Genomic DNA, 25,655 nt, shown 5'->3' with positions numbered 1-25,655 from the left:
CATCGAGGTCCATGAACTCGTAGCGGTAGGCGCGGTCCTGGACCGTGCCGGGGCGATGCCGGCGCAGCCGCGCCCGCTTCTTGGCCGCCGCCGCCGCAGCGGCCGCCGCGGGCGCGTCCACGTCGTCGGGCGACGGCTCCGGGGACTTGCGCCGCGCCTTGCCGCTGGCGCTGTTGCGCGCCGACAGCCCGGACAGGCCCACGGCGTACAGCGCGTCGGACATGCCGGCGCCCAGGCCGTCGGTGGCCGTCGGGCCGAAGCCCACGCCGGGGCCGCCGCCGACCGGTCCGCCGCCTGCCGAGGTGGCGACGCTCGGCGCCGGGGCGCTGGCGGTCGTCGGCACGTGGCTCACGCTCGCGGGCGCCGCCGTGGGCGCCGGGGCGGCCGTGGCCATCGGGGCGGGCGCGGCCGTCGCCACCGGCAGCGGCGGTTGCACGGCCAGGGGAACCGCGGTGCTCACCGCGATCGCCGTCGCGGCCCCCGCGCCGGCGCCCGCAGCCGCCGCGATGAGCATCGCCGGGACCGCCGCCACCACCGCCAGCTGGATCGCCGCCTGAATGAACGGATAGAAGATCATGAAGGTGTGGAACACGGCCCAGCCGATCGCGCTGGCCAGCGCCGGTGACAGGCCCAGCTGGGAGAAGAACGAACTGATCGCGTTGACGAACGGCAGCGGCGGGAACGGCCACCCGCCGGGATTGAGCTCCTTCGACACCGGCCACGCGAAGCTGCTGGTGTACTGCTGCAGCCACTGGGTGAGCTGGTCCTCCCAGGACGGGTAGGTCGGCGTGGTCTGGGTGTCGGCCGCGGCGACGGTCGAATCCGTGGCCACGGCGCTCGCCGTCACGATCTGCGGGGCCGGCGTGGTCGCCGGCACCGCCGCGAGCGCGGATTCGCTGACGGCCTGGTAGGTGGTCATCGTCGTGGCGGCTTGCACCCACATGCGGGCATAGTCGGCCTCGTTGACGGCGATGGGAATGGTGTTGATGCCGAAGAAGTTCGTCGCCACCAGTGCGCCGTGCACGGCGTGGTTCGCCGCGAGCTCGCCCAGCGTGGGCATGGCCGCCAAGGCGGCGGTGTAGGCGCCGGCCGCCGTCTCGTGCAACGTCGCGGCCGTCGCGCTCTTGGCGGCGCTCTCCTGTAACCAGGCCAGGTAGGGGCCGTGGGCCGCCACGTACTGCGCGGCGCTCGGGCCCTCCCACGCGCCGGCCGCCACGCCGCTCAGCAACCCGCTGAGTTCGGTCGCCGCGTCGGTGTATTCGGCACCCATCGACGACCACGTCGCCGCGGCGGCCAACAGCGGGCCCGGCCCCGGGCCGCTGCTGAGCAGCGTCGAGTGCACCTCGGGCGGAAACGCGATCCAGATCGGGGCGGTCATCGTCGGGGTCCTTGGGGCAGGAACACGAGCACCTCTTCGGTGAGACAGGCGGGCGGGCTGGCGACGCTGAAAGCTGTGACGTCTAGTGGTCGGGCGGCGGGACCGAATAGTTCCCGCCCCGTGAATTTCGTGGCTTCTTTGCGCGCGGACCGGGGTTGCGCAACGATGCAGGGATGCGGTGTGACGTGGCGCGCGAGGCGCTGTCTGCTCGTCTCGACGGTGAACGCCCCCAGGTGCTTGCCCAGCAGGTCGACGCCCATCTGGAGACGTGCCGGAGCTGCCGGTCCTGGCTCATCGGCGCGGCCGTGCAGACCCGCCGGTTCGCCGCGGTCCCGCCCGGTGCCGCACCGGACCTGGTCGACAAAATCATGGCCAGCATCAACGAGCAGGCGACCGGTCGGCAGCGCTGGATGCGTTGGCTGCGCTCGCACTACCGCCGTTGGGGGCTGATCGCCGTCGGGCTGTTCCAGGTGGCGATCGCGGCGGCCCAGATCAGCGGGACCGACTTCGGCATGGTGGCGACCCACATGCACGGCGCGATGTCCGGTGAGCACCTGATGCACGAGTCGACCGCGTGGTTGCTGGCGCTGGGACTGGCGATGATCGCCGCCGGTGTATGGCCGGTGGCCGCGATCGGCGTGGCGGCCATCACCGGCGTGTATTCCGTTGCGCTGCTGGGTTATGTGATCGTGGACGCGTTCGCCGGTGAAGTGACAGCCACCCGGGTGGCCAGCCACATGCCGCTGCTGCTCGGCCTGGCGTTCGCGTTGCTGGTGGCGCGGGAACGGGTCGGCTCGCACCGGCCGCGGCGCTCCGGCGCCCCGGACGCCAACCGCCCGGCCCCCGCGGCCCCGTCGTCGGGAGCTCGGCGGCGCGGACACCTGTGGCCGATCAACCGCTCGCCCTGGGCCGCCACTACGACGGGCGGTCGTAGACTCCCGGTCCCCGTGCCACTAAGGTGGTTGGCCATGACCGCGTGCAGCGACGACGAGGCCGTCACCGCGCTCGCCGTGGCGGCCGCACGCGGGAACGAGCGAGCGCTCGAGCAGTTCATCAAGGCGACCCAACAAGACGTTTGGCGGTTCGTCACGTACCTGTCGGACGCGGGCAGCGCCGACGATCTCACCCAAGAAACCTTCCTGCGCGCTATCGGTGCCATCGAGCGATTCTCGGCACGCTCCAGCGCACGGACCTGGCTGCTGGCCATCGCCCGCCGCGTGGTGGCCGACCACATCCGGCACCTGCAGTCGCGGCCGCGCCCCGCCCTCGGCACCGATATCGAACACGCGCCGCGCGCGGACCGCCACGCCCGTGGCTTCGAGGATTGGGTCGAGGTCACCACGATGATCGCCGGCCTGGCCCCCGAGCAGCGCGAGGCGCTGCTGCTCACGCAGCTGCTCGGCCTGCCCTACGCCGATGCCGCCGAGGTGTGCGGGTGCCCGGTGGGCACCATCCGGTCGCGGGTAGCACGCGCCCGCGACGCGCTGCTGGCCGACATGGAGCGGACCGACCTGACCGGTTAGGTGGCGCCCAGGGCGGCCACCCACGCGGCGGCCTCGCCGACCGTGCCGACGGTTCGCACCCCCGCCGGCAGCGGCGGGCGCGCCACCATCACCACCCCGACGTCGAGCGCCGCGGCCGCGTCGAGTTTGGCCCGCGTCATCTCACCGCCGCTGTTCTTGGTGACCAGCACGTCGATCCGGTGCTCGCGCAGCAGCGCAAGTTCGCCGTCGTAGCGGTAGGGGCCGCGCGATAACAGCAACCGGTGCCGTCGCGGAAGCACGGCCCTGTCCGGTTCGGTGACGGCGCGGATGAGGAACCAGGCGTCGCTGTCGACGAAAGCCCGGGTGCCGGAGCGCCCCGTCGTGAGAAAGACCCGCGAATACCCTTGCCGTGCAACCGTTTCCGCCGCTTCCCGGTCGGATCCGACGACGACGGCGCCGCCCGGATCCCACGCCGGGCGCGCCAAGACCAGGTGCGGCATCCGCAGTGCGCCACACGCTTGGGCGGCGTGCGCCGTCATGGTGGCCGCGAACGGGTGGGTGGCGTCGACGACCGCGGTGATGTGTGCGTGTTGCAGCCAGCGGCTCAACCCCTCGACGCCGCCGAAACCTCCGACGCGGACGGGGCCCACCGGCAACGCCGGGTCGGGCACCCGACCCGCCAGCGAGCTGACGATGTCGAAGCGTGGGTGCAGCGCCACGGCCAACGCGCGGGCCTCCGCCGTGCCGCCGAGGAGCAGCACGCGCATCAGTGGCCACTGCCCCGGGCTCGCCCGCTCGAATACAGGTAGCTGTCGCTGAATTCCCCAGCCGCCAGGGCGTCGCCCACGATGATGACGGCGGTCTTGGTGATGCGGGCGTGATGCATCTGCGCGGCGATGTCGGCGATCGTGCCGCGCAGCACCGTCTCCTGCGGCCAGCTGGCGAAAGCCACGACGGCGGTGGGTGTCTCGGGTGAGTAGCCGCCGTCGAGCAGCTGCGGCACGATGGCGTCGATCTGGGCGGCGGCCAGGTGCAGGACGAGGGTGGCCCCGGCGTGGGCCAGCGTGCCGAGATCCTCGCCCGGCGGCATGGCGGTCGACAGCGTCGCGACGCGGGTCAGGGTCACCGTTTGCGCGATCCCGGGGACCGTGAGCTCGCGTTTCAGCGCCGCCGCGGCGGCCGCGAACGCCGGCACGCCGGGCACGATCTCGTAGTCGATGCCCAGACCGTCGAGGCGGCGGCACTGCTCGGCCAGGGCGCTGTACAGCGAGGGGTCTCCGGAGTGCAGCCGGGCCACGTCGTGGCCTGCGGCGTGGGCGTCGGCGAGTTCGGCGACGATCTGGTCCAGCGTGAGCGGGCCGGTATCAACGACTTTCGCGGTGTCGGGGCACAACGCCAGCAGGTCGTCGGGCATGATCGACCCGGCGTACAGGCAGACCTGGCATCGTTGCAGCAGCCGCTGACCGCGGACGGTGATGAGGTCGGCGGCGCCCGGACCCGCGCCGATGAAGTAGACCGTCATCGCGTCATCGCCCATTGCGTGACCGGCATCTGCGGCCGCCATCCGGTGAAGCCGCCCAGCGGCTCACCGTGCTGATGGTAGAACCGCCTGAGCCGACCCCCATGACGCGAATAGGCCTGCACGAGAAGCGCTTCCGACTCCGCTGTAACGGCGTTGGCGACGAGGCGTCCGGTCGCGGGCAGTGCGTCGAGGCACGCATCGAGCAGGCCCGGTTGCGTCAGCCCGCCGCCGATGAAGATCGCCGACGGCGCCGCCGCGTCGTCGAAGGCGTCGGGCGCTGCGCCACGGGTGTCGATGACGACGCCGAAGGCGGCGGCGTTGGTTTCGACGTTGCGGCGGCGCCGCTCGTCGCGTTCGAACGCGACGGCGGCGCAGCCCGACCAGCGGCGGCACCATTCCACGCTGATGCTGCCGGATCCGGCGCCGACATCCCACAGCCGCTCGCCGGGGCGCGGCGCCAACGCCGCGAGCGTCACCGCACGGATCCCGTGTTTGGTGATCTGACCGTCGTGGGCGAACGCGTCGTCGGGCAGCGACGCCGGGCGTTCGTCGGGCAGGTAGCGGACGGCGATCACGTTGAGGTCGTCGACGTCGCTGGGCGGGTCGTCGGCCCATTGTCGTGCGGTGCCGTCGCGGCGGTGTTCGGTTGCACCCCCGAGGTTTTCGAGCACAGTGAAGGCGGAGTCACCCCTACCGTGGGCGCGCAGCAGTTCCGCCAGTGCCGCGGGCGTCGAGCGGCCGCGCGACAGCACAATGGCCTGGCCGCCGCGGCGCACCGCCGTGTGCGGCGGGGCGGTCACCACGCTGATCACCTCGGTGTCGTGCACGTTCCAACCCATTCGCGCGCACGCCAGGGTCACCGACGACACGTGCGGCAGCACCCTGACCCGCTCGGAGCCGTAGAGACGGATGAGGGTGCCGCCGACGCCGTGCAGCAGCGGGTCGCCGCTGGCAAGCACGTGCACGTCGCCCGGATGCGCGTCGAGGGCGTCATGCAGCGCGGGCAGCAGCGGTGACGGCCAGCGCGCGCGCTGCGCACCGACGGTGTCGTCGAGCAGGTCGAGCTGGCGGAGCGAGCCGTAGATGACTGCGGCCGACTGTAATTCGCGCCTGGACTGCTCGGACAGACCGGCCATGCCGTCCGCGCCGATCCCTACGACGACGATCATCGCGGCATCCTGCGCCACACGAAGCGCGGCAATATCCGCAGCATGACCGACACCGGTCCGAGCGCCCAGGGAATCCACACCGAACGCCGGCCCTTGGCCAGCGCCCGCACCGTCGCGTCGGCCACCCGCTCCGGAGTAGTGGGCAGCGGGGCGGGCGACATGCCCTGCGTCATGCGTCCGACGACGAATCCGGGGCGGACAAGCAGCAGACGCACGCCGGTGCCGTGCAGGGCGTCGGCCAGGCCGTTGGCGAAACCGTCCAGGCCCGCCTTGGCCGAGCCGTACACATAGTTGGCGCGGCGCACCCGGGCGCCCGCAATCGAGGAGAACACCACCAGTGAGCCGTGGCCGGCTGTGCGCATGGCGGTGGCCAGGTGGGTGAGCGCGCTGACCTGAGCGACGAAGTCGGTGTGGACGACGGCGACGGCGTGGGCCGCGTCGGTCTCGGCGCGGGCCTGGTCGCCGAGGATCCCGAACGCGAGTACCGCGATCCCGATGGGTCCGTGTTCGGCGACGACCGACGCGACGAGGGGACCGTGGGAGGCCAGGTCGTCGGCGTCGAACTCGCGCGTGTGCACGGTCGCCGCACCGGCTGCCCGCACCGCGGCAACCTGGTCGCCGAGTTGGTCGGACCGTCGCGCCGCCAGCACCACCGTGCGCCCCGGCGCCAGCCGCCGGGCCACCTCGATGCCGATCTCGCTGCGGCCGCCCAGCACCAGTAGCGAGCCCGCGCCCGTGTCGTCCACGGCTGCGATTATGACCTGCGCTAGCGTGGGCGGTGATGGCGAATACCACTACCCGGCTCACCGACGACGCGTTGGCCTTCTTGTCCGAGCGGCATCTGGCCATGCTGACCACGCTGCGCGCCGACAACTCACCGCATGTGGTGGCCGTGGGTTTCACCTTCGACCCCAAGACCCACATCGCCCGGGTCATCACCACCGGTGGCTCGCAGAAGGCCGTCAACGCCGAACGCGGCGGCATCGCCGTGCTGAGTCAGGTCGACGGCGCGCGGTGGCTGTCGCTGGAGGGGCGGTCGACGGTCAACGCGGACGGCGACGCCGTGCGCGACGCCGAGCTGCGCTATGCGCAGCGCTACCGCACGCCGCGCCCCAACCCGCGACGGGTGGTCATCGAGGTGCAGATCGAGCGCGTGCTCGGATCGTCGGGTTTGTTGGACCGAGGCGACAACTAGCTTCGCCAACTCGAATTAACCATCCCGCGTCACTCGTGCTCGCACAACGGCTTGCGTCCGGATCCATCATTGATGACTCGATTTCATCGATACTCGCCGTCAACATCAGGGCGAGCCTTTTAAACTCCACCTTCGCAGTCAATCGATCGGCGCTGCCGATAGCGATCAACGCACCAGCAGCATTCACTAGAGCGAAGCGCTCTCGATCCTTGTGCGGCTGACTGGTACAGCTGTATCCCAGCTCTTCGAGCACCGGAGTACGTAGATGCGGAAGACCTTTGTCGCTACGTAGAGCAAACCCAAATCTCCCATACAGGTATTTTTCGATTGTTTCAAGCGAGGGTGCAGCCAACACGAGATACTCAGAGTTCATTCGATCAGAATCTGAGACGACGAATAAGCCATCGCCGTCGATGCCGATGAAGATACGGAGCTCGCCCGAGGAGGTCCAGAAAATAGCTCGGCCGTCTTCGGTGTTCCGCGCTGGCGTCGATGAAAAGCCGGCTTTTTCAGCCCACCGTTCAAGGCGTGGCGATATCTCGACGCTCTCCGTCATTGTAGGATACTGACATCGGGATCACTAAATTCCTCGACCGTCATGCTCCCGTCCGAGTTAAGAACCGAACCTGCAATGAGCCTAGTCACTAACGCCAGTTCCAGGCGACACACCGACCAATCTCGTGGAGCGCCTCGTTAGACAACTCTGGATGGAATCTTGCGAAGCGCTTCATAATATCGTTCATACCCTCTTCAAGTGTCATACCGCCCCACTCCATTGGCATTTTGACTGCTTCTTGAATAATCGTAGCGATTTCTGATGCGAGGGTTTCTCCCAAGCCAGCACCATACCTCTCGACTAATTTTTGCTTATCGATGCGCGGCACAGCGCTATCCTTTATGGCGATCACGATCGGCTCGTTGAGGGCATTGTCATCCATAGTGGTAACTCAACCTTTTCCCAATATTGCCGGGCTGAAGCGAACTCCTACTACCGCGCGCACTACGCCCCGCGCATCCTGCCTAAAGACGCGATACTTCGGCTCAAGCAGACCTCTAACCGTGCTGCCATTGTGCGAAGCCGGCTAATTAACGCTCAGGTTGGCGTGCCGCGGTTTTTTCCGGGCCGTTGCAGCAGAAGGTCGTCGTGTTCATGCCCTCGGCAAGCCTCGACGAACTGCAGCGCTGCAAAAGGATCGCGAAGGAACTGGTCGTGTTGTTCCCGTGTAAGTTCGTAGTACTCCTCGTAGTCAACGATGCCGTTACTTACCGGTATTGATGCATAATAACGACCTGAGGTGGATTCAACACCGAGTGAATACCGATCTTTTCGAGAGAAATAGGTGTCGTCGAATGTCATTATTGTTCCTACTCGAGTGTGCGTCAATGTAGACCACCTGGGGCCAACTCCGCGCCGTCTTCACAGTTTCCTGTCGGCAGGCGTTGACTGCGGCCGCGACCGCCTTCAGCAACGACTTGGCCGAAGTCTGGTAGCCGCGCCCGAACATCACGCCCGCCAAATCACCGCCGGTGTTGGCGTCAAAACCCGTGCCGACGACCGTCAGGTTCGCCCAGAGCCCATCCCCGATTCCCGCCGCAGCGTTGCCCGCGGCGCATAACGCCTTGGGGTCGACCACCAGCGGAGTCACCCGCAAAATTCTGGTCGACATCGCGCGCCGCCGCTATTCACCCAATCGTGGCCCTGGCCAAGTTAGCCCGCGCCCAAGATCGCCACAATTCGCCCGTCCACACCCGCCCCGTCAATCCACAGGGACCACGATCAGATCGTGCGAACGCGAGTTGACGGCCAGGGCGCCGTCGTCTGTCACGACGACGATGTCCTCGATGCGGGCGCCCCACTGCCCGGGAAAGTAGATGCCCGGCTCGACGGAAAAGGCCATGCCTGCGGTCAACGGCAGGTCGTTCCCGCCGACGATGTAGGGCTCCTCGTGCACCGACAGCCCGATACCGTGGCCGGTCCGGTGCACGAAATGCTCGGCTAGCCCCGCCCCGGCCAGCACGTCGCGCGCCGCGGCGTCGACCTCCTCGGCCGTCACGCCCGGGCGCACCGCGTCGACGGCGGCGCGCTGCGCGTGCTGAAGCACCGCATAGCGCTCGGCGATCTCCGGAGCGGGTTCACCGATGCTGTAGGTGCGGGTGCAGTCGGAGTTGTAGCCGGGTTCGTACGAGCCGCCGATGTCGATGACGACGATGTCACCGATCTGCAGTTCGCGGTCCGAGTAGCCGTGGTGCGGGTCGGCGCCGTGCGGCCCGGAGCCGACGATGATGAACGCCACTTCCGAATGCCCCTCGGCGACAATGGCTTCCGCAATGTCGGCGGCGACGTCCGCCTCGGTGCGGCCGGGAGACAGAAACTGCGGGACTCGGGCGTGCACTCGGTCGATGGCCGCGCCGGCCTTCCGCAGCGCGTCGATCTCGCACTCCTCCTTGACCATTCGCAACGTCCGCAGGACGCCGGTGGCCAGCACGGGCAGCGTGCCGAGCACGCCGGCCAACGGCAGCAGGTGCAGGGCCGGCATGGAATCGGTGACGGCGGTCGCCACCGGGACCGCGCCGAGCGCGGCGCTCACCAACCGATAGGGGTCGTCGCCATCGACCCAATCCCGCACCGTCACACCCAATTCGGTGATAGCCGAGGCCTGCAGCGACGCCAGCTCGAGTCGTGGCACCACGATCGTCGGCGCGCCGTCGACCGGCAACACCAGCGCCGTGAGCCGCTCGAACGTCTGGGCGCGGGAACCGACAAGGTAGCGCAAGTCGTATCCGGGCGTGATCACCAGGCCGGCAAGTCCCGCGTCCGCGGTGGCGGCGGCCGCCGCGGCCAGCCGCCGAGCGTAGACGTCGGCGTCGAAGCGGTCAGATTCCATGGCTGCCAGGCTATGCCAGCTTGCCGCCGACCGGCGCGTGAGACCATAGCCGGCATGCCGCCACGCCGCCCACTGGTCTTGCTCGACGGCGCCAGCATGTGGTTCCGCTCCTACTATGGGGTGCCGTCTTCGATCACCGCCCCGGACGGCCGGCCCGTCAACGCGGTCCGCGGCTTCATCGATTCGATGGCGGTCGTGATCGGCCAGCAGCGGCCGCACCGGCTGGCCGTCTGCCTGGACTTGGATTGGCGACCGCAATTCCGAGTGGAGCTCATCCCCTCGTACAAGGCGCATCGCGTCGCCGAGGCCGAACCCGCGGGTGAACCGGACGTCGAGGAGGTTCCCGACGACCTCACGCCGCAGGTTGACATGATCATGGAGCTGCTGGACGCGTTCGGGATCCCGGCGGCGGGCGCGGAGGGTTTCGAGGCCGACGACGTGCTCGGCACGCTCGCCGCGCAAGAACGCGCCGATCCGGTGGTGGTGGTCAGCGGTGACCGCGACCTGCTGCAGGTGGTGTCCGACGACCCCGTCCCGGTCCGGGTGCTCTACCTCGGCCGCGGGTTGTCCAAGGCGACGCTGTTCGGGCCGGCCGAAGTCGCCGACCAGTACGGGGTGCCGAAGGACCGCGCCGGCGCCGCGTACGCCGAGCTGGCGCTGCTGCGCGGCGATCCCTCCGACGGCCTGCCGGGGGTCCCGGGCGTCGGCGAGAAAACCGCGGCGACGCTGCTCGCCCAACACCATTCGCTGGACGGGATCCTCGCCGCGGCTCAGGACCCGAAGTCGAAAATGGCCAAAGCGCTGCGCGGCAAGCTGCTCAAAGCCGCCGACTACATCGAGGCCGCCGCCCGGGTGGTCCGCGTCGCGACCGACGCGCCCGTGTCCCTGACGACACGCACCGACGAGCTGCCGCTGGTGGCCGCCCATCCCCGGCGCACTGCCACCCTGGCGTCCGAGCTAGGTGTCGGCTCGTCGATCGCGCGTCTGCAGAAGGCGCTGGACGCGCTGCCGTCGTGACCGGCTACTGCGGCCGGCCGACCTCGTAGGTGCCCTTGTTGTCCTGGAAGGTCACCGTCACATGCTTTTGCGCGCCGTCGATGCTGACGTCGCAGTCGAAGGTGGCGCCCTTCTTGACGGTCGGATCCTGGCCGTGGTTGCACTTGACGTTCTGGACGTTCTTGGCGCCGTAGCCGTTGGTCTCGTCGGTCAGGACCTGCTGCACGCCGGCTTGCGCCTTGTTGACGTCGAGCTTGGTCGTGACGAAGAACCCGGGCTGCCAGAACCCGAGGACCAGCACCACCGCGATCAGCAGCAGGGCGACGGCGCCGCCGATCCCGGCGATCAGCGTGGTGTTGCGCTTCTTCTTGGGCTGCTCGTAGCCCGGGTACTGCTGCGGGTATTGGCCCGGCTGGCCGTACTGGCCCGGCTGCGGGTACTGCCCGGGCTGCGGGTACTGGCCGGGCTGCGCGTATTGCCCCGGCGGGCCGTATTGGGGCGCCTGGCCGTACTGCCCCGGCTGCCCGTATTGCGGCGACTGACCGTACTGCCCGGTTTGCCCGTACTCGGGCTGCTGCGGGTACTGCTGCGGATAGGCCTGCTCGGCGGGCTGCTGATACTGCGGGTATTCCGCGGGCGGCGTGTAGGCCGGCGCTTGCCAGGTCGCCTCGTGGGGCGGGTGCTCCTGCCACGGCGATGACGAGCCCACCTGGGTCGGCTCGGAAGAATGATCGCTACCTTGGGCGGGCGGTTGCCACTGCTGGTCCGATCCCTGCGGTCCGCTCATCGTTCTCCTCAGCCTCTTGGTGTCGTGCGCGAACTGTCGGCGTTCGCGATACGGCTCATACGGTAGCTCCGGCTCAGCCTACCCGGCGTCAACTGCGACGACGCCGCGCCGGATGTCGTTGATGGCCCGCTTGGCGGTGGCGCGCAACTCGGCGTCCGGGGCAGCGTTGCGCACCTGGTCCAACAGGTCGAGCACCTGACGGCACCACCGCACGAAGTCCCCCGCCAGCAGCGGCGACCCGGTGCCCGAGGGGTCGGCGGCCGCGAGCGCCGCGGCCAGGCCGCCGGATCGCGCCCAGCGATAGATGACGTTGACGAAGCCGTCGTCGGGCTCGCGGCTGGGGGCGATGCGATGCGTCTGTTCGTCGGCCCGCAGCGCCAGCGAGAGCCGCAGGGTCTGTTGCAGCGCTTTGCGGACCGGCTGGGTGGGCGCGTCCGTGGCGAACGCCGCGCGCAGGCCCTCGCTGCCGCGGGTCTCGTACAGCACCGACGAGACGACCGCCGCCAGTTCGGGCGGTTTGAGATCGGCCCAGGCCCCGGTGCGCAGGCTTTCGGCGACCAACAGGTCGCTTTCGCTGTAGATGCGTGCCAGCAGCCGGCCGTCGTCGGTGACCCGCGGATCGGCGTCGCGCACTTCGATAAACCCGCGCTCGGTGAGCAGCCCGAGGATGCGGTCGAACGTCCGGGCGAGCGAATTGGTCGCGGTCGCAACCTTTTTCTCCAGCTGCGCGTTGTCGCGTTCGATCCGCAGGTAGCGCTCGGCCTGCCGGACGGCCTCCTCGAGACCGGGGCTGTTGTGCGAGGGGTGCCGGCGCAGCTGCTCCCGCAGACCGGCCAGTTCGGGGTCGTGGAACCCGCCGTCGGCGTCGGTGCGGGCGCCTCGGCGACCCGCGGGCACGGGCAGGCCGGCGGCCGCCGACCGCAGCGCCGACGCCAGATCGCGGCGGACGCGGGGTTGGCGGTGCTCCACGCGCTTCGGCAACGGCATGGAGCCGACCGGCGCGGTCGCGCCCGAATAGTCCGCCGACGAGATGCGGCCGGCCCACCGGTTTTCGGTGAGCACCAGCGGCCGGGGGTCGGTGCTGTCGCGCGCGGATTCGAGCACCACGGCCAGCCCGCCGCGCCGACCCTGGCTGATATTGATGATGTCCCCGCGCCGTAGCGCGGCCAACGCGTCGCTGGCGGCCTGCCGCCGGTGCAGCCGGGAGGCACGCGACTGCGCGCGTTCCATCTCGCTGATCCGCGCCCGCAGCCGGGCGTACTCCAGGATCGGCGCCTTCGGGCCGCCCAGCTCGGCGGCGATCTCGTCGAGCATCTTGGTGCCGCGCTCGATGCCGCGGACCAGCCCGACGACCGAGCGGTCGGCCTGGTACTGCGCGAACGACTGCTCCAGCAGACGGTGCGCCTGCTCGGGGCCCATCTGCTGCACCAGGTTGATCGTCATGTTGTACGACGGCGCGAAGGAGCTGCGCAGCGGGAAAGTGCGGGTGGAGGCGAGGCCCGCTACCGCGGGCGGTTCGGTGGTCTCCTCGTTGGGATTCCACAGCACCACGGCGTGGCCTTCGACGTCGATGCCGCGCCGCCCGGCGCGGCCGGTGAGCTGCGTGTACTCCCCCGGTGTCAGCGGCACGTGCTGCTCGCCGTTGAACTTGACGAGCCGCTCGAGCACCACCGTGCGCGCCGGCATGTTGATGCCGAGCGCCAGGGTTTCGGTGGCGAACACGGCGCGGACCAGGCCGGCGGTGAACAGCTCCTCGACCGTGTGCCGGAAGGCCGGCAGCATGCCGGCGTGATGCGCCGCCAACCCGCGCAGCAGACCCTCCCGCCACTCGTAGTAGCCGAGAACATCGAGGTCGGCGTCGGCGAGGTCGCCGCAGCGATGTTCGATCACCTCGGCGATCTGTGCGCGCTCCTCCTGGGTGGTGAGCTGCAGCGGCGAGCGCAGGCACTGCTGCACGGCCGCGTCGCAGCCCGCGCGGGAGAACACGAACGTGATGGCCGGCAACAACCCCTCGGCGTCCAGGGTGGCGATCACGTCGGGCCGCGGCGGGGGCCGGTAGAAGCGGGGCCGACCCGCCCGCGGACCGCCGCGCCGGCGCGGCTGCCAGTCCGACATGCGGTCGGCCTCGCGCCGATGACTGATGTGGCGCACCAGGTCCGGATTGACGCGTGGTTCGTTGCCGGCGCGCGGTTCCTGCGCCGCCTCGGCGCTGCGGTAGTCGAACAGGTCGAAGAGCCGCTTGCCGACCAGCACGTGCTGCCACAGCGGCACGGGCCGGTGCTCGTCGACCACCACCGTCGTGTCGCCGCGCACCGTTTGGATCCAGCCGCCGAACTCCTCGGCGTTGCTCACCGTCGCCGACAAGCTGACCAGCCGCACCTCGTCGGGCAGGTGCAGGATCACCTCTTCCCACACCGGCCCACGCATCCGGTCGGCGAGGAAGTGCACCTCGTCCATCACCACAAACGAAAGGCCTTGCAGCGCCGAAGAATTCGCGTACAACATGTTGCGCAGCACTTCGGTGGTCATCACCACCACGGGCGCGTCGGCGTTGACCGACATGTCGCCGGTCAACAGGCCGATGCGGTCGCGGCCGTAGCGTGCGGTTAGGTCGGTGTGCTTCTGGTTGCTCAGCGCCTTGAGCGGGGTGGTGTAGAAACACTTGCCGCCGGCCGCCAGCGCCAGGTGCACGGCGAACTCGCCGACCACCGTCTTGCCGGCGCCGGTCGGCGCGCACACCAGCACGCCGTGGCCCCGTTCGAGCGCCGCGCAGGCCCGCTGCTGGAAGCCGTCGAGGCCGAAGGGCAGTTCCGCGGCGAACCGGGGCAGCTCGACCAGCGCCGTCGACTCCTGCGGCGCCGCCGGGTCAGGTGACATCGTCGTGCTGCCCGGCGCTGAACGACGGTTCCCGGATCGGCGTGGGCGCCTCGATGGCGGAGGCCTGGTCGTCGGGGATCGCGACCTCGGCGTCGCGCTTGGCCTTGCGCCGGTCGTGGAACCGGGCGATCTGGATGGCGAGCTCGAGCAGCACCGACAGGGCCACCCCGAGCGCGGTCATCGAGAAGGGGTCGGAGCCCGGCGTGAACACCGCAGCGAACACGAACATCGCGAAGATCAGGCCGCGCCGCCACGCCTTGAGCCGTTCGTAGGTCAGCACCCCGATCATGTTGAGCATCACGATCAGCAGCGGAAATTCGAAACTGACGCCGAACACCACCAGCAGGTTGATCAAGAACCCGAAGTACCGGTCGCCGGAGAGCGCGGTGACCTGCACGTCACTGCCGACGGTCAGCAGGAAGCCCAGCGCCTTGGACAGCACGAAGTAGGCCAACAGCGCGCCGCCGATGAACAGCACCGCGGCGGGGATGACGAAGCCGATCGCGAAGCGGCGTTCCTTCTGGTAGAGGCCGGGCGTGATGAAGGCCCACAGCTCGTAGAGCCACACCGGGCAGGCCAGCACGATGCCGGCGGTCATACCGACCTTGAGCCGCAACATGAACTGGTCGAACGGCGCGGTGGCCAGCAGGCGGCACTGGCCGTCGGCGCTGATGTCCGCGCGGGCCGACTGCGGCAGGGCGCAGTAGGGGTGGCGCAACCATTCGCCGAGGCTTTCCAACCCGAAGAGCCCGTGGCCGTACCAGACGAAGCCGAAGATCGTGGTGAGCAGGATCGCGGCCAGGGAGATCAGCAGGCGGGTGCGCAGCTCGGTCAGGTGATCGACCAGCGACATCGTCGCATCGGGGTTGGTGCGACTGCGCCGGTTACGCGGATTGAGGCGCTTCAGCAGGCCGGCAGTGCGCGCTGAAACCTTGAAGGCTTTCACGAAGCTCGGTCAGGCTCGGTCAGGGGCGCTCGGGCACCGCGGCGACGGCGGGCTTAGGCCGGGCGTGCTTCGCTGTGGCCCTGCTCGGTGCCCGCGGGAGCGTCAACTCGGTGCGATTGCACGGGAGTGGGGTTGGCCGCCGGCGGGGCGGCGTTGTTCTCCAGCGCCGACGAGTCGGCCTTGCCCTCGCTCTGCATCTCGCGGAGCTCGGACTTGAAGATTCGCATCGACTTGCCCAACGAACGCGCTGCGTCCGGGAGCTTCTTGGCACCGAACAGCAGGATCACCACGATAGCGAGGATCGCCCAGTGCCACGGACTAAGACTGCCCACTTTGATTACCTCCAGACGTCCACCCGATGCTACCGCAGCGGGGCGCGCTGCCGGTGGGTCCGCGCCGCGACGCGGCCGTGCGGGCGGCGGACCGGTCAGGGAACGGCAGCCCGGTAGGCCTGCAGGGCGGCCGCCGCGGCGTCGCGCACCCGCTGCGCCAGCGCTCGCGGTTCCAGCACCTCGACGCCGTCGCCCAGGCCCAGCACCAGCCGGGTCATCCAGTCCTCGGAGGCGTACGTCATCACTGCCTCACAGGAGCCGTCCGGCAATTCGCGAACGTCGCGCATGGGGTAGTACTCGAGCATCCACGACGCCGACGGCGCGAGCCGCAACCGGGCGGACGGCAGCGAGGGATCGCCGTCGAACAGCGAGGTGTCCGGCGGAGCCTGCAGCGCGGGCGCGGGCGGGGCCGCCGGCTCGTCGAGCTCGGTGGCGTCGACGATGCGGTCGAAGCGGAACAACCGCACCCCGTCGGCCTCGCGCGACCAGGCCTCCAGGTAACTGTGACCGCCGACCAGCAGCACCCTGATGGGGTCGACGACGCGGCTGGTCAGCGTGTCGTGGGAGGCGGAGTAATAGTCGATGGACAGCGCCCGCCGGGACTGCACCGCGGTGCGCACCGCGGCGGCGGCCCGCGTCTCGGCCGGCGCGGGCTCCTGCACGGCGGTCACCGACGCGGTGAGATCGTGGCCGACGGAGCCGGCGGCGGCCTCGATCTTGGCGATCGCGTTGCGTGCGGCCTCGGGGTCGACGACGCCCGGGATGTCGGCGAGCGCCCGCAGCGCCACCAGCAGGCCGGTGGCCTCCGGGGAGGTGAGCTTGAGCGGCCGGTCGATCCCGGCGGAGAAGGTCACCTCGATGGTGTCCCCGGAGAACTGGAAGTCGATGAGGTCACCGGGATAGTAGCCGGGCAGGCCGCACATCCACAGCTGGTTAAGGTCCTCTTCGAGTTGCTTGTCCGAGACGCCGAGGTCCGCCGCGGCCTTAGCGCGGGTGACCTTCGGGTTGGCCTGGAAGTACGGGACCATGTTGAGCAGCCGGACCAGGCGGGTGGACACCGGCGTCATGAGACGCCCCCGGCGTGTGCGCGCAGCCGGCCCAGCACGTCCTCGCGCAGGGACGCCGGCTCCAGCACGACGGCGTCGGCGCCGTACCCGGCGATGTCACGCGCCAGCTGGTCGGCGGACCGGATGTCGAGCTCGATGACGTCGCCGTCGCGGTCGTTCAGTCGCCGGGGCCCGGCTGAGGAGCCGGCGCGGCGCAACGCCGTCGCCCGACCGTCGGCGACCCAGACCCGCGCCTGCCCGCCCGCCGTCGACGCGGCCATTTCGGTGAGCGTCTGGGCGACGATTCTGCGCAGGTCGACGCCGTCCGGGACGGCGACCGCGCCGGGTGGACCGATGGGCGCGACGTCGGGTCCGATGCGCGAGAGCCGGAAGGTGCGGGTGGCGTCGCGGTCGCGGTCGTGGCCCACCAGGTACCAGCGGCCCTTCTCGGTGACCACGCCCCAGGGCTCGACGGTGCGGGTGGCGTAGGGCTCGGCCCGGGACGGCCGGTGGGCGAATTGCACGGCTTGGCGGGCGTCGATGGCGGCCAGCAGCACGCCGAGCACATCCTCCGAGCCGCGCAGCCCGGGCAGCCCGGGTGGCGACGCGATGGCCACCGGCGCGTCCGGGTCGACGTCGACGCCGGCGGCCCGCAGTTTGAGCAGTGCCCCCTGCGTCGCGGTGATCAGCTCGGGCGATTCCCACAGCTGCGTCGCGACCGCCACCGCGGCCGCCTCGTCGGCGGTCAGCTCGACGACGGGTAGGGAGTACGCGTCGCGGTTGATGCGGTAGCCCTCGGTGGGATCGCACGCCGACGCGCGGCCCACCTCGAGCGGAATGCCCAGGTCGCGCAACTCGTTCTTGTCCCGCTCGAACATCCGCGAGAACGCCTCCACGCTGGGGCTGTCCGAATAGCCGGCCACGCTGGACCGGATTTTCTCCGCACTGATGTAACCGCGGGTGGACAACAGGGCGATGACGAGATTGACCAGCCGCTCGACTTTGGAGGTCGCCATTTGCTCCAGATTAGATGGCGCCCGAGCGGCGCGCGCACCGACTCGCTAACGCCCCACAGGTCACATGCGTCGCAGTTTTGAGGGGCACAGGCGGTTCTGGAAAGCGCTAGCGCGGGCGCTATCGCATTTGCGATTCGCCCATGCCGACCTCGGCGATGCTGGTGTGACCGATGGGACGAACGGCGCGCTACATGCTGGCGATGAGCCGCTTCACGCGCTCGTCGACCGCCCGGAACGGGTCCTTGCACAGTACGGTGCGCTGCGCCTGGTCGTTGAGCTTGAGATGCACCCAGTCGACGGTGAAGTCGCGGCCGGCGGCCTGGGCGGCGCTGATGAACTCCCCGCGTAGCCGGGCGCGTGTGGTCTGCGGCGGCTGGTCGACGGCCTCGGCGATGTCCTCGTCGGTGGTGACGCGCGCGGCCAACCCCTTGCGCTGCAGCAGGTCGAACACGCCGCGACCGCGCTTGATGTCGTGATACGCCAGGTCCAACTGCGCAATCTTCGGATCAGACAGCTCCATGTTGTAGCGGTCCTGGTAGCGCTGGAAGAGCTTGCGCTTGATCACCCAGTCGATCTCGGTGTCGACCTTGGCGAAGTCCTGGCTCTCGACGGCGTCGAGTTGGCGGCCCCACAGATCGACGACCTGCTCGACCTGGGCGTTCGGCTCGCGGGTCTGCAGGTGTTCGACGGCGCGGCTGTAGTACTCCCGCTGGATGTCCAGCGCGCTGGCCTGCCGGCCGCCCGCCAGCCGCACGGGCCGCCGCCCGGTGGTGTCGTGGCTGACCTCGCGGATGGCGCGGATCGGGTTGTCGAGCGAGAAATCGCGGAACGGGACCCCGGCCTCGATCATCTCCAAGACCAGCGCCGCGGTGCCGACCTTGAGCATGGTCGTGGTCTCACACATGTTGGAGTCGCCGACGATCACGTGCAGCCGCCGATATTTTTCGGCGTCGGCGTGCGGCTCGTCGCGGGTGTTGATGATGGGCCGGCTGCGGGTGGTCGCCGACGAGACGCCCTCCCAGATGTGCTCGGCGCGCTGCGACAGGCAGAACGTCGCGGCCTTGGGGGTCTGCAGCACCTTGCCGGCACCGCAGATCAGCTGGCGGGTGACCAGAAACGGCAGCAGCACGTCGGAGATGCGGGAGAATTCGCCGGCGCGCACGATCAGGTAATTCTCGTGGCAGCCGTAGGAGTTGCCCGCCGAGTCGGTGTTGTTCTTGAACAGATAAATGTCGCCGCCGATGCCCTCGTCCGCGAGCCGCTGCTCGGCGTCGACGAGGAGGTCTTCCAGCACCCATTCGCCGGCTCGGTCGTGGGTGACCAACTGGACGAGGCTGTCGCATTCGGCCGTGGCGTACTCCGGGTGGCTGCCGACGTCGAGATAAAGCCGAGCGCCATTGCGCAGGAACACATTGGAGCTGCGGCCCCAGGATACGACGCGGCGGAACAGGTACCGAGCCACCTCGTCCGGGCTCAGCCGTCGGTGGCCGTGGAATGTGCAGGTGACCCCGAACTCGGTCTCGATGCCCATGATTCGCCGCTGCACACAATCGAGCGTACTTGTTGTGCGACCGCATGGGTGCTCAAGCCGCGATTACGGCCCGACAACTTCCGACGCTCCCCCGCACCGTCGCGCTACACACGAACCTGGAAAACCGCCCCGACGAACCTGTGACTTACCTGAAAACGCAGTCCCCTCGGTGGGTGAATTGTAACTGACCGTATCCGGAACTCGCCGTCAACAAAGCGTAAGGAATCGGCGGTCACGTTAAGAACAAAAGCTCATCGTTAACAATTAATCACTTTCGCGTGGACGGCCCCCGCTCGGTTGCACGCGGACGAACCTGGTCGCTATATACATTCCATCACCGCAATCGAAGCCGTCGACGCTGGGCGCCGAACGTCGACGTTCGCAGACGCCGCCCTCCGTCCCGACTACCAGGCCACTTCGAGCAGAACGCTTCCAGAATGGACTTGAATGCAAGATAACAATGCTTTTGCTGAAAATTCGCTTTTAGCGAGTTCAGTCCAATTGAAATGCCATTTACATCGATTTGCCATAGAACTTAAGGGGAAATGATGCCGCTCGGCAGCGTTTTACAGGCACTGATCGTCTTGGCCGTCGTCTTGGTCGGCTCGGTACTGGTCGGCCACGTGTTTCGCCGAATCAAACAACCCGCGGTTGTCGGCGTCATCTTCTTCGGACTTTTGATGGGCACGCTGCTGGCCGTGTGCCCGCCCTCGCTGAAGCCGGTGCTGACCTCGACGACCTCGAAATCTCTGATCGAGGCGGTCGGCGAGGCAGGTCTGCTGCTGCTGATGTTTATGGTGGGCGTCGAGTTGCGCTCGTACAGCTCCGCCGGTGCGCGGTCGTCCTACTGGCAGCTGGTGCCCTGCCTGGCGATCCCGATCGTCGTGTGCGCCGCCGCAGCGTGGCCGTTCGCGCACCGTCTCGTCGGCCCCGACCACAACCCGCTCCACGTCTGGATGTTCGTGGGTGTGGCTTTGAGCGTGACGGCCGTTCCCGTCCTGGTGCTCCTGGTTCGGGATCTGGGTGTCCCGGCGCCGGTGCCCGAGGTCGCACTGCGCATCGCCGTCGCGACGGACGCGACGGCGTGGGCGTTGGTTACGGCGTTGATCGTGGTGACCACCGACCTGAGCGCGGTCTCCGTGCCGGCGGTCTGCGTGGGCGTCGCGATGCTGGTGGCCGTGGTGTTGGTGCTGCCTCGACTCATTCGGCGGTGGTTTAGGACGGACATCCACGCCGCCCCCTTCGTGGTGGCCATCCTGGCTTATGTCCTGGTCGGCGGCGCAGCCACGCAGGTCCTCGGCGTCCATCCGGCCATCGGCGCGGTGATCGCCGGCCTGTCCTTTCCCACCGGGATCGCCAGCGAGAAGGCGCATCACGCCCTGGGCGCGGTCGCCGACGTGTTAATTCCCGCGTTCTTCGTGTCGAGTGCGCTCTCGGTGCCGCTGCAGACCCTCGCGGACCTGTGCCGGTGGAGCGGTCTGCTGTGCCTGCTGTGCCTGACCGTCGCGGCGTTCGGATCGAAGATCGCCGTGGGTTGGCTCGCCGGCAAGATGCAGCGCTGGCCGCATCAAACGTCCGCCGAATTGGGCGTCCTGCTCAATTGTCGCGGCGTCACCGAACTCGCCATTGCGACGGTCGGGCTGCAATCGCACCTGATCGGCCCGTACGCCTTCGCGATGTTGTGCGCGCTCGCCATTATCACCACCGCGGTGACCGCCCCGCTGTATCGCGCCATCTCCAGGGTCGCCGCGGTCCGCGTGGCACCGGCACCCATGCCACAGGCAACGGCCGCCTGAGCGGCCACCAGCATCCGCAGGAGATAAGCAGTGACTCGACCAGGGGCCAAAGAGAAGCCGCGCCCGAATCCACGGCTGCTGCCGATCCGCAAGCGAATTCCCCGGTCCGGTGGGCCACCGCCGCGGACCTCCCAGACAGCGTGGAAATTCCCCGAGGACCGCGCACCGTCCCAGGGCCGCCGCCGGCGGTGGTGGCCGCGCACGCGCTTCGGTGTCATCGCCCTGCTGGGAGCGGTCGCTTGCGCGATGCTCACATCGCTGGTGCTTTACGTCGACGACGCCGCCGCACAAAGGATTTCGGTGCACGGACTGCCCGCCGCCGGCGGGACGACGGTCACCCTGAATGTGGTGAGCATCGGCAGCAGTTACAGCGAACTCGTCGGCGATCTCGTCGTCCGGCCCGGACCCGACCTACTGGATCCGGCCACCGACGGGCTCAAACAGGATTTGACCGTGGCGGTCACGTCCACGACGACGCCGATCAGGCGCACCTGGTCCAAGGGCATGCTGCCGGGCGTCTTCCCGGTTCCGCTCACCTTGGCCCGCGACGTCGAGCGCTGGCCGTTCGACAGCTACTACACCGGCCCCATCACGGTGGAACTGTTCAGTGGCACCGGACAACCGCCGGAGCGCGCCGACGTGGCCTTCGTCAACCGACTGACCGGCTGGAAGTTCAATGTCAACCGGGTGAGCACCGCAAACCGGTTGGCGCCCTACGAGATCGAACTTCAGCGGTCCGCAAGCACCATGCTGTTCGCGATCGTCATCCTGTGCATCTTCGTCGCGATCGCGGCCGTCGGCCTGTTCGTGGCGATAAAAACCCTTCGCGATCCACGGCGCTTCCAATCGCCGTTGACCACCTGGTACGCGGCGATGCTGTTCGCCGTGGTGCCGCTTCGCAACGCTCTCCCGGGGTCACCGGCGTTCGGCAGCTGGATCGACCTGACGATCGTCTTGTGGGTGCTGGTCGCGTTGGTCGTGTCGATGCTGCTCTACATCGCGGCGTGGTGGCAGGCGACCAACGCGAAAACGTGAGCGGGTCGCCGCCGCCCGCCCCAACCGGTCAGTCGGTCTCCTGCAGCAGGCCCTCGAGCGTCTGGCGGTTGATCCGCCTGAACGCGCGGCGCGGCCGGTTGACGTCGAGGATCGCGATCTCGAGGCTGGCGACGTCGAGGCTGGACTGGTCGCCATTCGAGCCGCTCTCCGCGCTGCCGGCCCGCAACGCCTTCACCGCGATGCGGGTGGCGTCACGCAGGTCGGCGTTCTCGGTGTAGGAGTCCTTGAGCGCCGTGGTGATCGGCTCGGTGGTGCCGCCCATCACGACGAAGTGCGGCTCGTCGGCGATCGACCCGTCGTAGGTGATGCGGTAGAGCTCGGGCGGCTTTGACTCGCCGTAGTGCGCGACCTCCGCCACGCACAGCTCCACCTCGTAGGGCTTGGCCTGCTCGGTGAAGATGGTGCCCAGGGTCTGCGCGTAGACATTGGCCAGCTGGCGGCCGGTCACGTCGCGCCGGTCGTAGGCATACCCGCGGGTGTCGGCGAACTGGATGCCGCCGCGGCGCAGGTTGTCGAACTCGTTGAACTTGCCCGCGGCCGCAAAGCCCACCCGGTCGTAGAGCTCGCTGATCTTCTGCAGGGACCGCGACGGGTTCTCCGCCACGAACAGCACGCCTCCGGCATAGGCCAACGCGACCACGCTTTTGCCGCGGGCGATGCCCTTGCGCGCGAGCTCGCTGCGCTCGCGCATCGCCTGCTCGGGCGAGATGAAGTACGGGAAGCTCACTTCTCATCACCGTCCGGCCCGAAAGTGTCAGCGCGCGAGCGGCTTTGGATGACCTCGCGGGCCAGCTCGGCGATCCGGCTCTCCGGGACCTCCACGGCGCCCTCGGCGCCGATGGACACGGCCGTCGGGTAGATCCCGCGAACCAGGTCCGGTCCGCCGGTGGCGGAGTCGTCGTCGGCCGCGTCGTAGAGCGCCTCCACGGCGACCCGCACGGCGGAATCGGAGTCGGTCACCTGCGAGTACAGCTTCTTGATCGACGACTTGGCGAACAGCGACCCCGAGCCCACCGACTGATAGCCCTCTTCCTCCAGGTTCCAGCCGCCGGCCGCGTCGAATGACACGATCCGGCCGGCGCTTTCGGGGTCGGGCGCGTCGATGTCGTAGCCCGCGAGCAGCGGCAGCGCCACCAGCCCCTGCATGGCGGCGGCCAGGTTGCCGCGCACCATGATCGCCAACCGGTTCACTTTGCCGGCGAACGTCAGCGGCACGCCTTCGAGCTTCTCGTAGTGTTCCAGTTCGACTGCGTAGAGCCGGGCGAACTCGACGGCGATCGCCGCGGTTCCGGCGATCCCCGTGGCGGTGTAGTCGTCGGTGACGTACACCTTTTTGACGTCCCGCCCGGCGATCATGTTGCCCTGCGTCGAACGCCGGTCCCCGGCGATGACGACCCCGCCGGGAAACTTCAGCGCGACGATGGTGGTGCCGTGCGGCAGGTTCGCGCCGGCGCCCGGCTGCGCGTCACCGTTGAGGTTCGCCGGCAGCAACTGCGGAGCCTGACGGCTCAGGAAGTCGGCGAACGACGAGAGGTCTACAGCGGGGCCCGGGGACAGGGCCGAGCCCGGAAGTGCGAAGTTAGAGGACAGGCGATCGGAGAAAGGCCAGGTCACTGTCCGCCCTTTTGGACGTATGCCCGGACGAAGTCTTCCGCGTTCTCCTCGAGGACGTCGTCGATCTCGTCCAGCAGATCGTCGGTCTCCTCAGTAAGCTTTTCACGGCGCTCCTGACCCGCGGCCGTGCTGCTGGTGACGTCATCCTCGTCACCGCCACCACCGCCACGCTTGGTCTGCTCTTGAGCCATCGCCGCCTCCTGCGTTATCTGGGCCTGTGTAACAGCCGCGCCACACTGCCCGCTGGTCTTTCCCTAGCCTACCGGGCAACCCCGACGTTCCCCCGGCTAACCGGTACTTAGCTGGTCAGCTGTTCCACCAGCGCCGCGGCGCTGTCCACCGAGTCCAACAGCGCGCCGACGTGCGCCTTGCTGCCCCGCAGCGGCTCGAGCGTGGGAATCCGGACCAGCGAATCGCCGCCCAGGTCGAAGATCACCGAGTCCCAACTGGCCGCGGCGATGTCGGCGCCGAAGCGGCGCAGGCACTCCCCGCGGAAGTAGGCGCGCGTGTCCGTCGGCGGCTTGTCGACCGCTTCGAGGACCTGGTGCTCGGTCACCAGCCGCTTCATCGAGCCGCGCGCGACCAGCCGGTTGTACAGCCCCTTGTCCAGCCGGACGTCGGAGTACTGCAGGTCGACCAGGTGCAGCCGGGGCGCCGACCAGCTCAGGTTCTCCCGCTGCCGGAAGCCCTCGAGCAGCCGCAGCTTGGCCGGCCAGTCCAGCAGCTCCGCGCATTCCATCGGGTCCCGCTCGAGCAGGTCGAGCACGTGCGCCCACGTTTCGACGACGTGCGACGCGCGCGGGTCGGGATCGCGACTGTCGACCAGCTTCGCCACCCGGTCCAGGTAAATTCGTTGCAGCGCAAGGCCTGTCAGCTCACGCCCGTCGGAGAGCGCCACCGCGGTCCGCAACGAGGGGTCGCGACTGATCGCGTGGACGGCGTGCACCGGCCGTGCCAGCGCGAGATCGGCCAGGTCGATGCCGTGCGCCGGGCCCTCCTCGATCAAGTCCAGAACCAGCGCCGTCGTGCCCAGCTTCAGGTAGGTCGACGTCTCGGCGAGGTTGGCGTCGCCGATGATCACGTGCAACCGGCGGTAGCGGTCGGCGTCGGCGTGCGGCTCGTCGCGGGTGTTGATGATGCCGCGCTTGAGGGTGGTCTCCAGCCCCACCTCGACCTCGATGTAGTCGGAGCGCTGCGACAGCTGGAAGCCCGGCTCGTCGCCCGACGGGCCGATGCCGACGCGACCGGAGCCGGTGACCACCTGGCGGGACACGAAGAACGGGGTGAGACCCGCGATGATCGAGGAGAACGGCGTCTGCCGAGACATCAAGTAGTTCTCGTGCGACCCGTAGGAAGCGCCCTTGCCGTCGACGTTGTTCTTGTACAGCTGCAGCTTGGCGGCCCCCGGCACGCTCGCGACGTGCCGCGCGGCGGCCTCCATGACCCGTTCGCCGGCCTTGTCCCAGATCACCGCGTCCAGCGGGTCGGTGCACTCCGGGGCGGAATACTCGGGGTGCGCGTGGTCGACGTAGAGCCGGGCGCCGTTGGTGAGGATCATGTTCGCGGCGCCTACCTCGTCGGCGTCGACCACCGGCGGCGGGCCGGCCGAGCGGCTCAGGTCGAAACCGCGGGCGTCGCGCAGCGGCGACTCCACCTCGTAGTCCCACCGGGTGCGCTTGGCGCGCTGAATCCCGGCGGCGGCCGCGTAGGCCAACACCGCCTGAGTCGAAGTGAGGATCGGGTTGGCGGTCGGGTCGGACGGCGACGAGATGCCGTACTCGACCTCCGTCCCGATAATCCGTTGCATGCGACCAGCGTAGGCCGAGCGACGAGCAGCCCTCGCGCAGGGTGAAACGGCCGGCCAGCGGTCGCCACGCCGCTAGGGTGACCGGGTGGACGCAACTCGGCGCCGCACGCCGGACCGTCAGCGCGCGGCCGCCGCCGAACAGTGGTTCTTGGCGCGGGGTCTGCCGTCGGTGCTCACCCCGAGCGGCCGGTGGCGCCGATTGTGGCCGCGGTGCGCCC

General features: G+C 69.1%; 25 protein-coding genes and 1 pseudogene. 6 read left to right on the top strand and 20 right to left on the bottom strand.

The features are described 5' to 3' along the window. Positions 1–1,378, bottom strand: a 1,378-nt coding sequence (locus A5714_RS03910; RefSeq protein WP_068282958.1) for a PPE family protein, incomplete at its 3' end; no start/stop codon positions are given. A 173-nt stretch (positions 1,379–1,551) separates the two neighbouring features. Here A5714_RS03910 and A5714_RS27410 point away from each other — a divergent pair. After that, positions 1,552–2,241: pseudogene (locus A5714_RS27410) on the top strand (DUF2275 domain-containing protein); the annotation flags it as partial. Positions 2,242–2,346: 105 nt separating this feature from the next. Then, a complete protein-coding gene (gene sigC, locus A5714_RS26905) occupies positions 2,347–2,901 on the top strand; it encodes an RNA polymerase sigma factor SigC (RefSeq protein WP_231975744.1) in 555 nt (184 codons plus the stop codon). Here sigC and A5714_RS03900 read toward each other — a convergent pair. Genes A5714_RS03900 through A5714_RS03885 form a run of 4 tightly spaced genes read right to left on the bottom strand, consistent with a single transcriptional unit; the run spans position 2,898 to position 6,299 of the window. Beyond that, a complete protein-coding gene (locus A5714_RS03900) occupies positions 2,898–3,629 on the bottom strand; it encodes a cobalt-precorrin-6A reductase (RefSeq protein ID WP_068282956.1) in 732 nt (243 codons plus the stop codon). The two genes, sigC and A5714_RS03900, sit on opposite strands and share 4 nt — an antisense overlap. Continuing rightward, positions 3,629–4,384 (bottom strand): precorrin-4 C(11)-methyltransferase, encoded by a 756-nt coding sequence (gene cobM, locus A5714_RS03895; RefSeq protein ID WP_068282950.1) that lies wholly within the window; start codon positions 4,382–4,384, stop codon positions 3,629–3,631. Before cobM ends, A5714_RS03900 begins: the two co-directional genes overlap by 1 nt. Further along, complete coding sequence (locus A5714_RS03890) at positions 4,381–5,553, bottom strand: bifunctional cobalt-precorrin-7 (C(5))-methyltransferase/cobalt-precorrin-6B (C(15))-methyltransferase (RefSeq protein WP_068066938.1); 1,173 nt, start codon at positions 5,551–5,553, stop codon at positions 4,381–4,383. The genes cobM and A5714_RS03890 overlap by 4 nt, the downstream gene beginning before the upstream one ends. Beyond that, positions 5,550–6,299, bottom strand: coding sequence for an SDR family NAD(P)-dependent oxidoreductase (locus A5714_RS03885; protein ID WP_068282948.1), 750 nt, complete (start codon positions 6,297–6,299; stop codon positions 5,550–5,552). Before A5714_RS03885 ends, A5714_RS03890 begins: the two co-directional genes overlap by 4 nt. Positions 6,300–6,334: 35 nt before the next feature. Here A5714_RS03885 and A5714_RS03880 point away from each other — a divergent pair, with 35 nt between their 5' ends. After that, the gene (locus A5714_RS03880) at positions 6,335–6,748 is read left to right on the top strand and encodes a F420-dependent biliverdin reductase (RefSeq protein WP_068066870.1); all 414 of its coding nucleotides are present in this window, start codon (positions 6,335–6,337) and stop codon (positions 6,746–6,748) included. Here A5714_RS03880 and A5714_RS25045 read toward each other — a convergent pair. The 4 genes from A5714_RS25045 to A5714_RS03875 form a co-directional block, all read right to left on the bottom strand. Then, a complete protein-coding gene (locus A5714_RS25045; protein WP_082959555.1) occupies positions 6,684–7,304 on the bottom strand; it encodes an Imm61 family immunity protein in 621 nt (206 codons plus the stop codon). The genes A5714_RS03880 and A5714_RS25045 overlap by 65 nt on opposite strands. 88 nt (positions 7,305–7,392) lie before the next feature. Then, on the bottom strand, positions 7,393–7,686 hold the full coding sequence (locus tag A5714_RS25040; protein ID WP_082959554.1) for a hypothetical protein: 294 nt from the start codon (positions 7,684–7,686) through the stop codon (positions 7,393–7,395). A gap of 155 nt (positions 7,687–7,841) precedes the next feature. After that, positions 7,842–8,105, bottom strand: coding sequence for a hypothetical protein (locus tag A5714_RS25035; protein ID WP_082959553.1), 264 nt, complete (start codon positions 8,103–8,105; stop codon positions 7,842–7,844). 400 nt (positions 8,106–8,505) lie between these two features. Further along, complete coding sequence (locus A5714_RS03875; protein ID WP_068282946.1) at positions 8,506–9,633, bottom strand: Xaa-Pro peptidase family protein; 1,128 nt, start codon at positions 9,631–9,633, stop codon at positions 8,506–8,508. Between the two features lie 54 nt (positions 9,634–9,687). On the opposite strand from A5714_RS03875, the gene A5714_RS03870 reads away from it, so the two are divergent. Continuing rightward, positions 9,688–10,650: a 5'-3' exonuclease gene (locus A5714_RS03870; RefSeq protein ID WP_068282939.1), complete on the top strand. Its 963-nt coding sequence runs from the start codon at positions 9,688–9,690 to the stop codon at positions 10,648–10,650. A gap of 4 nt (positions 10,651–10,654) precedes the next feature. Here A5714_RS03870 and A5714_RS03865 read toward each other — a convergent pair whose 3' ends face one another. From A5714_RS03865 to pafA, 7 genes are all read right to left on the bottom strand, one after another. Then, on the bottom strand, positions 10,655–11,416 hold the full coding sequence (locus A5714_RS03865; protein WP_068282933.1) for a DUF4333 domain-containing protein: 762 nt from the start codon (positions 11,414–11,416) through the stop codon (positions 10,655–10,657). Positions 11,417–11,494: 78 nt separating this feature from the next. Continuing rightward, positions 11,495–14,293 carry an RNA helicase gene (locus A5714_RS03860; RefSeq protein WP_068282930.1) on the bottom strand — a complete coding sequence of 933 codons (2,799 nt, stop codon included), beginning with the start codon at positions 14,291–14,293 and terminating at the stop codon, positions 11,495–11,497. Beyond that, positions 14,283–15,239: a twin-arginine translocase subunit TatC gene (gene tatC, locus A5714_RS03855; protein ID WP_156671379.1), complete on the bottom strand. Its 957-nt coding sequence runs from the start codon at positions 15,237–15,239 to the stop codon at positions 14,283–14,285. Before tatC ends, A5714_RS03860 begins: the two co-directional genes overlap by 11 nt. 53 nt (positions 15,240–15,292) lie before the next feature. Next, positions 15,293–15,571, bottom strand: coding sequence for a Sec-independent protein translocase subunit TatA (tatA, locus tag A5714_RS03850; RefSeq protein WP_068066892.1), 279 nt, complete (start codon positions 15,569–15,571; stop codon positions 15,293–15,295). Positions 15,572–15,666: 95 nt separating this feature from the next. Continuing rightward, the gene (locus tag A5714_RS03845; protein ID WP_068066895.1) at positions 15,667–16,638 is read right to left on the bottom strand and encodes a YafY family protein; all 972 of its coding nucleotides are present in this window, start codon (positions 16,636–16,638) and stop codon (positions 15,667–15,669) included. Continuing rightward, positions 16,635–17,633, bottom strand: coding sequence for a YafY family protein (locus tag A5714_RS03840; protein ID WP_068282928.1), 999 nt, complete (start codon positions 17,631–17,633; stop codon positions 16,635–16,637). The genes A5714_RS03845 and A5714_RS03840 overlap by 4 nt, the downstream gene beginning before the upstream one ends. 187 nt (positions 17,634–17,820) lie before the next feature. Continuing rightward, on the bottom strand, positions 17,821–19,179 hold the full coding sequence (gene pafA / locus A5714_RS03835; protein ID WP_156747158.1) for a Pup--protein ligase: 1,359 nt from the start codon (positions 19,177–19,179) through the stop codon (positions 17,821–17,823). A gap of 533 nt (positions 19,180–19,712) precedes the next feature. Here pafA and A5714_RS03830 point away from each other — a divergent pair. Further along, the gene (locus A5714_RS03830; RefSeq protein WP_197513539.1) at positions 19,713–20,960 is read left to right on the top strand and encodes a cation:proton antiporter; all 1,248 of its coding nucleotides are present in this window, start codon (positions 19,713–19,715) and stop codon (positions 20,958–20,960) included. Positions 20,961–21,206: 246 nt separating this feature from the next. Next, positions 21,207–21,995, top strand: a complete 789-nt coding sequence (locus tag A5714_RS03825) for a DUF4436 domain-containing protein (RefSeq protein WP_068066908.1) — start codon at positions 21,207–21,209, stop codon at positions 21,993–21,995. Positions 21,996–22,023: 28 nt separating this feature from the next. On the opposite strand, the gene prcA is transcribed toward A5714_RS03825, so the two are convergent. From prcA to dop, 4 genes are all read right to left on the bottom strand, one after another. Further along, a complete protein-coding gene (gene prcA / locus A5714_RS03820) occupies positions 22,024–22,743 on the bottom strand; it encodes a proteasome subunit alpha (protein WP_068066912.1) in 720 nt (239 codons plus the stop codon). Beyond that, positions 22,740–23,630, bottom strand: a complete 891-nt coding sequence (gene prcB / locus A5714_RS03815) for a proteasome subunit beta (RefSeq protein WP_068282917.1) — start codon at positions 23,628–23,630, stop codon at positions 22,740–22,742. Before prcB ends, prcA begins: the two co-directional genes overlap by 4 nt. Next, positions 23,627–23,821 carry a ubiquitin-like protein Pup gene (locus A5714_RS03810; protein WP_068066918.1) on the bottom strand — a complete coding sequence of 65 codons (195 nt, stop codon included), beginning with the start codon at positions 23,819–23,821 and terminating at the stop codon, positions 23,627–23,629. Before A5714_RS03810 ends, prcB begins: the two co-directional genes overlap by 4 nt. A gap of 107 nt (positions 23,822–23,928) precedes the next feature. After that, on the bottom strand, positions 23,929–25,437 hold the full coding sequence (dop, locus tag A5714_RS03805) for a pup deamidase/depupylase (protein WP_068066920.1): 1,509 nt from the start codon (positions 25,435–25,437) through the stop codon (positions 23,929–23,931). Positions 25,438–25,655 lie beyond the last annotated feature (218 nt).

It is taken from the genome of Mycobacterium sp. E2462 (assembly GCF_001672685.1).
Lineage (GTDB): Bacteria > Actinomycetota > Actinomycetes > Mycobacteriales > Mycobacteriaceae > Mycobacterium.
This window is presented reverse-complemented; position numbering and strand designations above follow the sequence as displayed.

What these genes read in the sequence shown, in the direction of transcription:
- sigC (WP_231975744.1), top strand. Translation starts at nt 2,347, where the DNA reads ATGACCGCGTGCAGCGACGACGAGGCCGTCACCGCGCTCGCCGTGGCG.
- A5714_RS03900 (WP_068282956.1), bottom strand. Translation starts at nt 3,629, where the DNA reads ATGCGCGTGCTGCTCCTCGGCGGCACGGCGGAGGCCCGCGCGTTGGCC.
- cobM (WP_068282950.1), bottom strand. Translation starts at nt 4,384, where the DNA reads ATGACGGTCTACTTCATCGGCGCGGGTCCGGGCGCCGCCGACCTCATC.
- A5714_RS03890 (WP_068066938.1), bottom strand. Translation starts at nt 5,553, where the DNA reads ATGATCGTCGTCGTAGGGATCGGCGCGGACGGCATGGCCGGTCTGTCC.
- A5714_RS03880 (WP_068066870.1), top strand. Translation starts at nt 6,335, where the DNA reads ATGGCGAATACCACTACCCGGCTCACCGACGACGCGTTGGCCTTCTTG.
- A5714_RS25045 (WP_082959555.1), bottom strand. Translation starts at nt 7,304, where the DNA reads ATGACGGAGAGCGTCGAGATATCGCCACGCCTTGAACGGTGGGCTGAA.
- A5714_RS25040 (WP_082959554.1), bottom strand. Translation starts at nt 7,686, where the DNA reads ATGGATGACAATGCCCTCAACGAGCCGATCGTGATCGCCATAAAGGAT.
- A5714_RS25035 (WP_082959553.1), bottom strand. Translation starts at nt 8,105, where the DNA reads ATGACATTCGACGACACCTATTTCTCTCGAAAAGATCGGTATTCACTC.
- A5714_RS03875 (WP_068282946.1), bottom strand. Translation starts at nt 9,633, where the DNA reads ATGGAATCTGACCGCTTCGACGCCGACGTCTACGCTCGGCGGCTGGCC.
- A5714_RS03870 (WP_068282939.1), top strand. Translation starts at nt 9,688, where the DNA reads ATGCCGCCACGCCGCCCACTGGTCTTGCTCGACGGCGCCAGCATGTGG.
- A5714_RS03865 (WP_068282933.1), bottom strand. Translation starts at nt 11,416, where the DNA reads ATGAGCGGACCGCAGGGATCGGACCAGCAGTGGCAACCGCCCGCCCAA.
- A5714_RS03860 (WP_068282930.1), bottom strand. Translation starts at nt 14,293, where the DNA reads ATGTCACCTGACCCGGCGGCGCCGCAGGAGTCGACGGCGCTGGTCGAG.
- A5714_RS03845 (WP_068066895.1), bottom strand. Translation starts at nt 16,638, where the DNA reads ATGACGCCGGTGTCCACCCGCCTGGTCCGGCTGCTCAACATGGTCCCG.
- A5714_RS03840 (WP_068282928.1), bottom strand. Translation starts at nt 17,633, where the DNA reads ATGGCGACCTCCAAAGTCGAGCGGCTGGTCAATCTCGTCATCGCCCTG.
- A5714_RS03830 (WP_197513539.1), top strand. Translation starts at nt 19,713, where the DNA reads ATGCCGCTCGGCAGCGTTTTACAGGCACTGATCGTCTTGGCCGTCGTC.
- A5714_RS03825 (WP_068066908.1), top strand. Translation starts at nt 21,207, where the DNA reads ATGCTCACATCGCTGGTGCTTTACGTCGACGACGCCGCCGCACAAAGG.
- A5714_RS03810 (WP_068066918.1), bottom strand. Translation starts at nt 23,821, where the DNA reads ATGGCTCAAGAGCAGACCAAGCGTGGCGGTGGTGGCGGTGACGAGGAT.
- dop (WP_068066920.1), bottom strand. Translation starts at nt 25,437, where the DNA reads ATGCAACGGATTATCGGGACGGAGGTCGAGTACGGCATCTCGTCGCCG.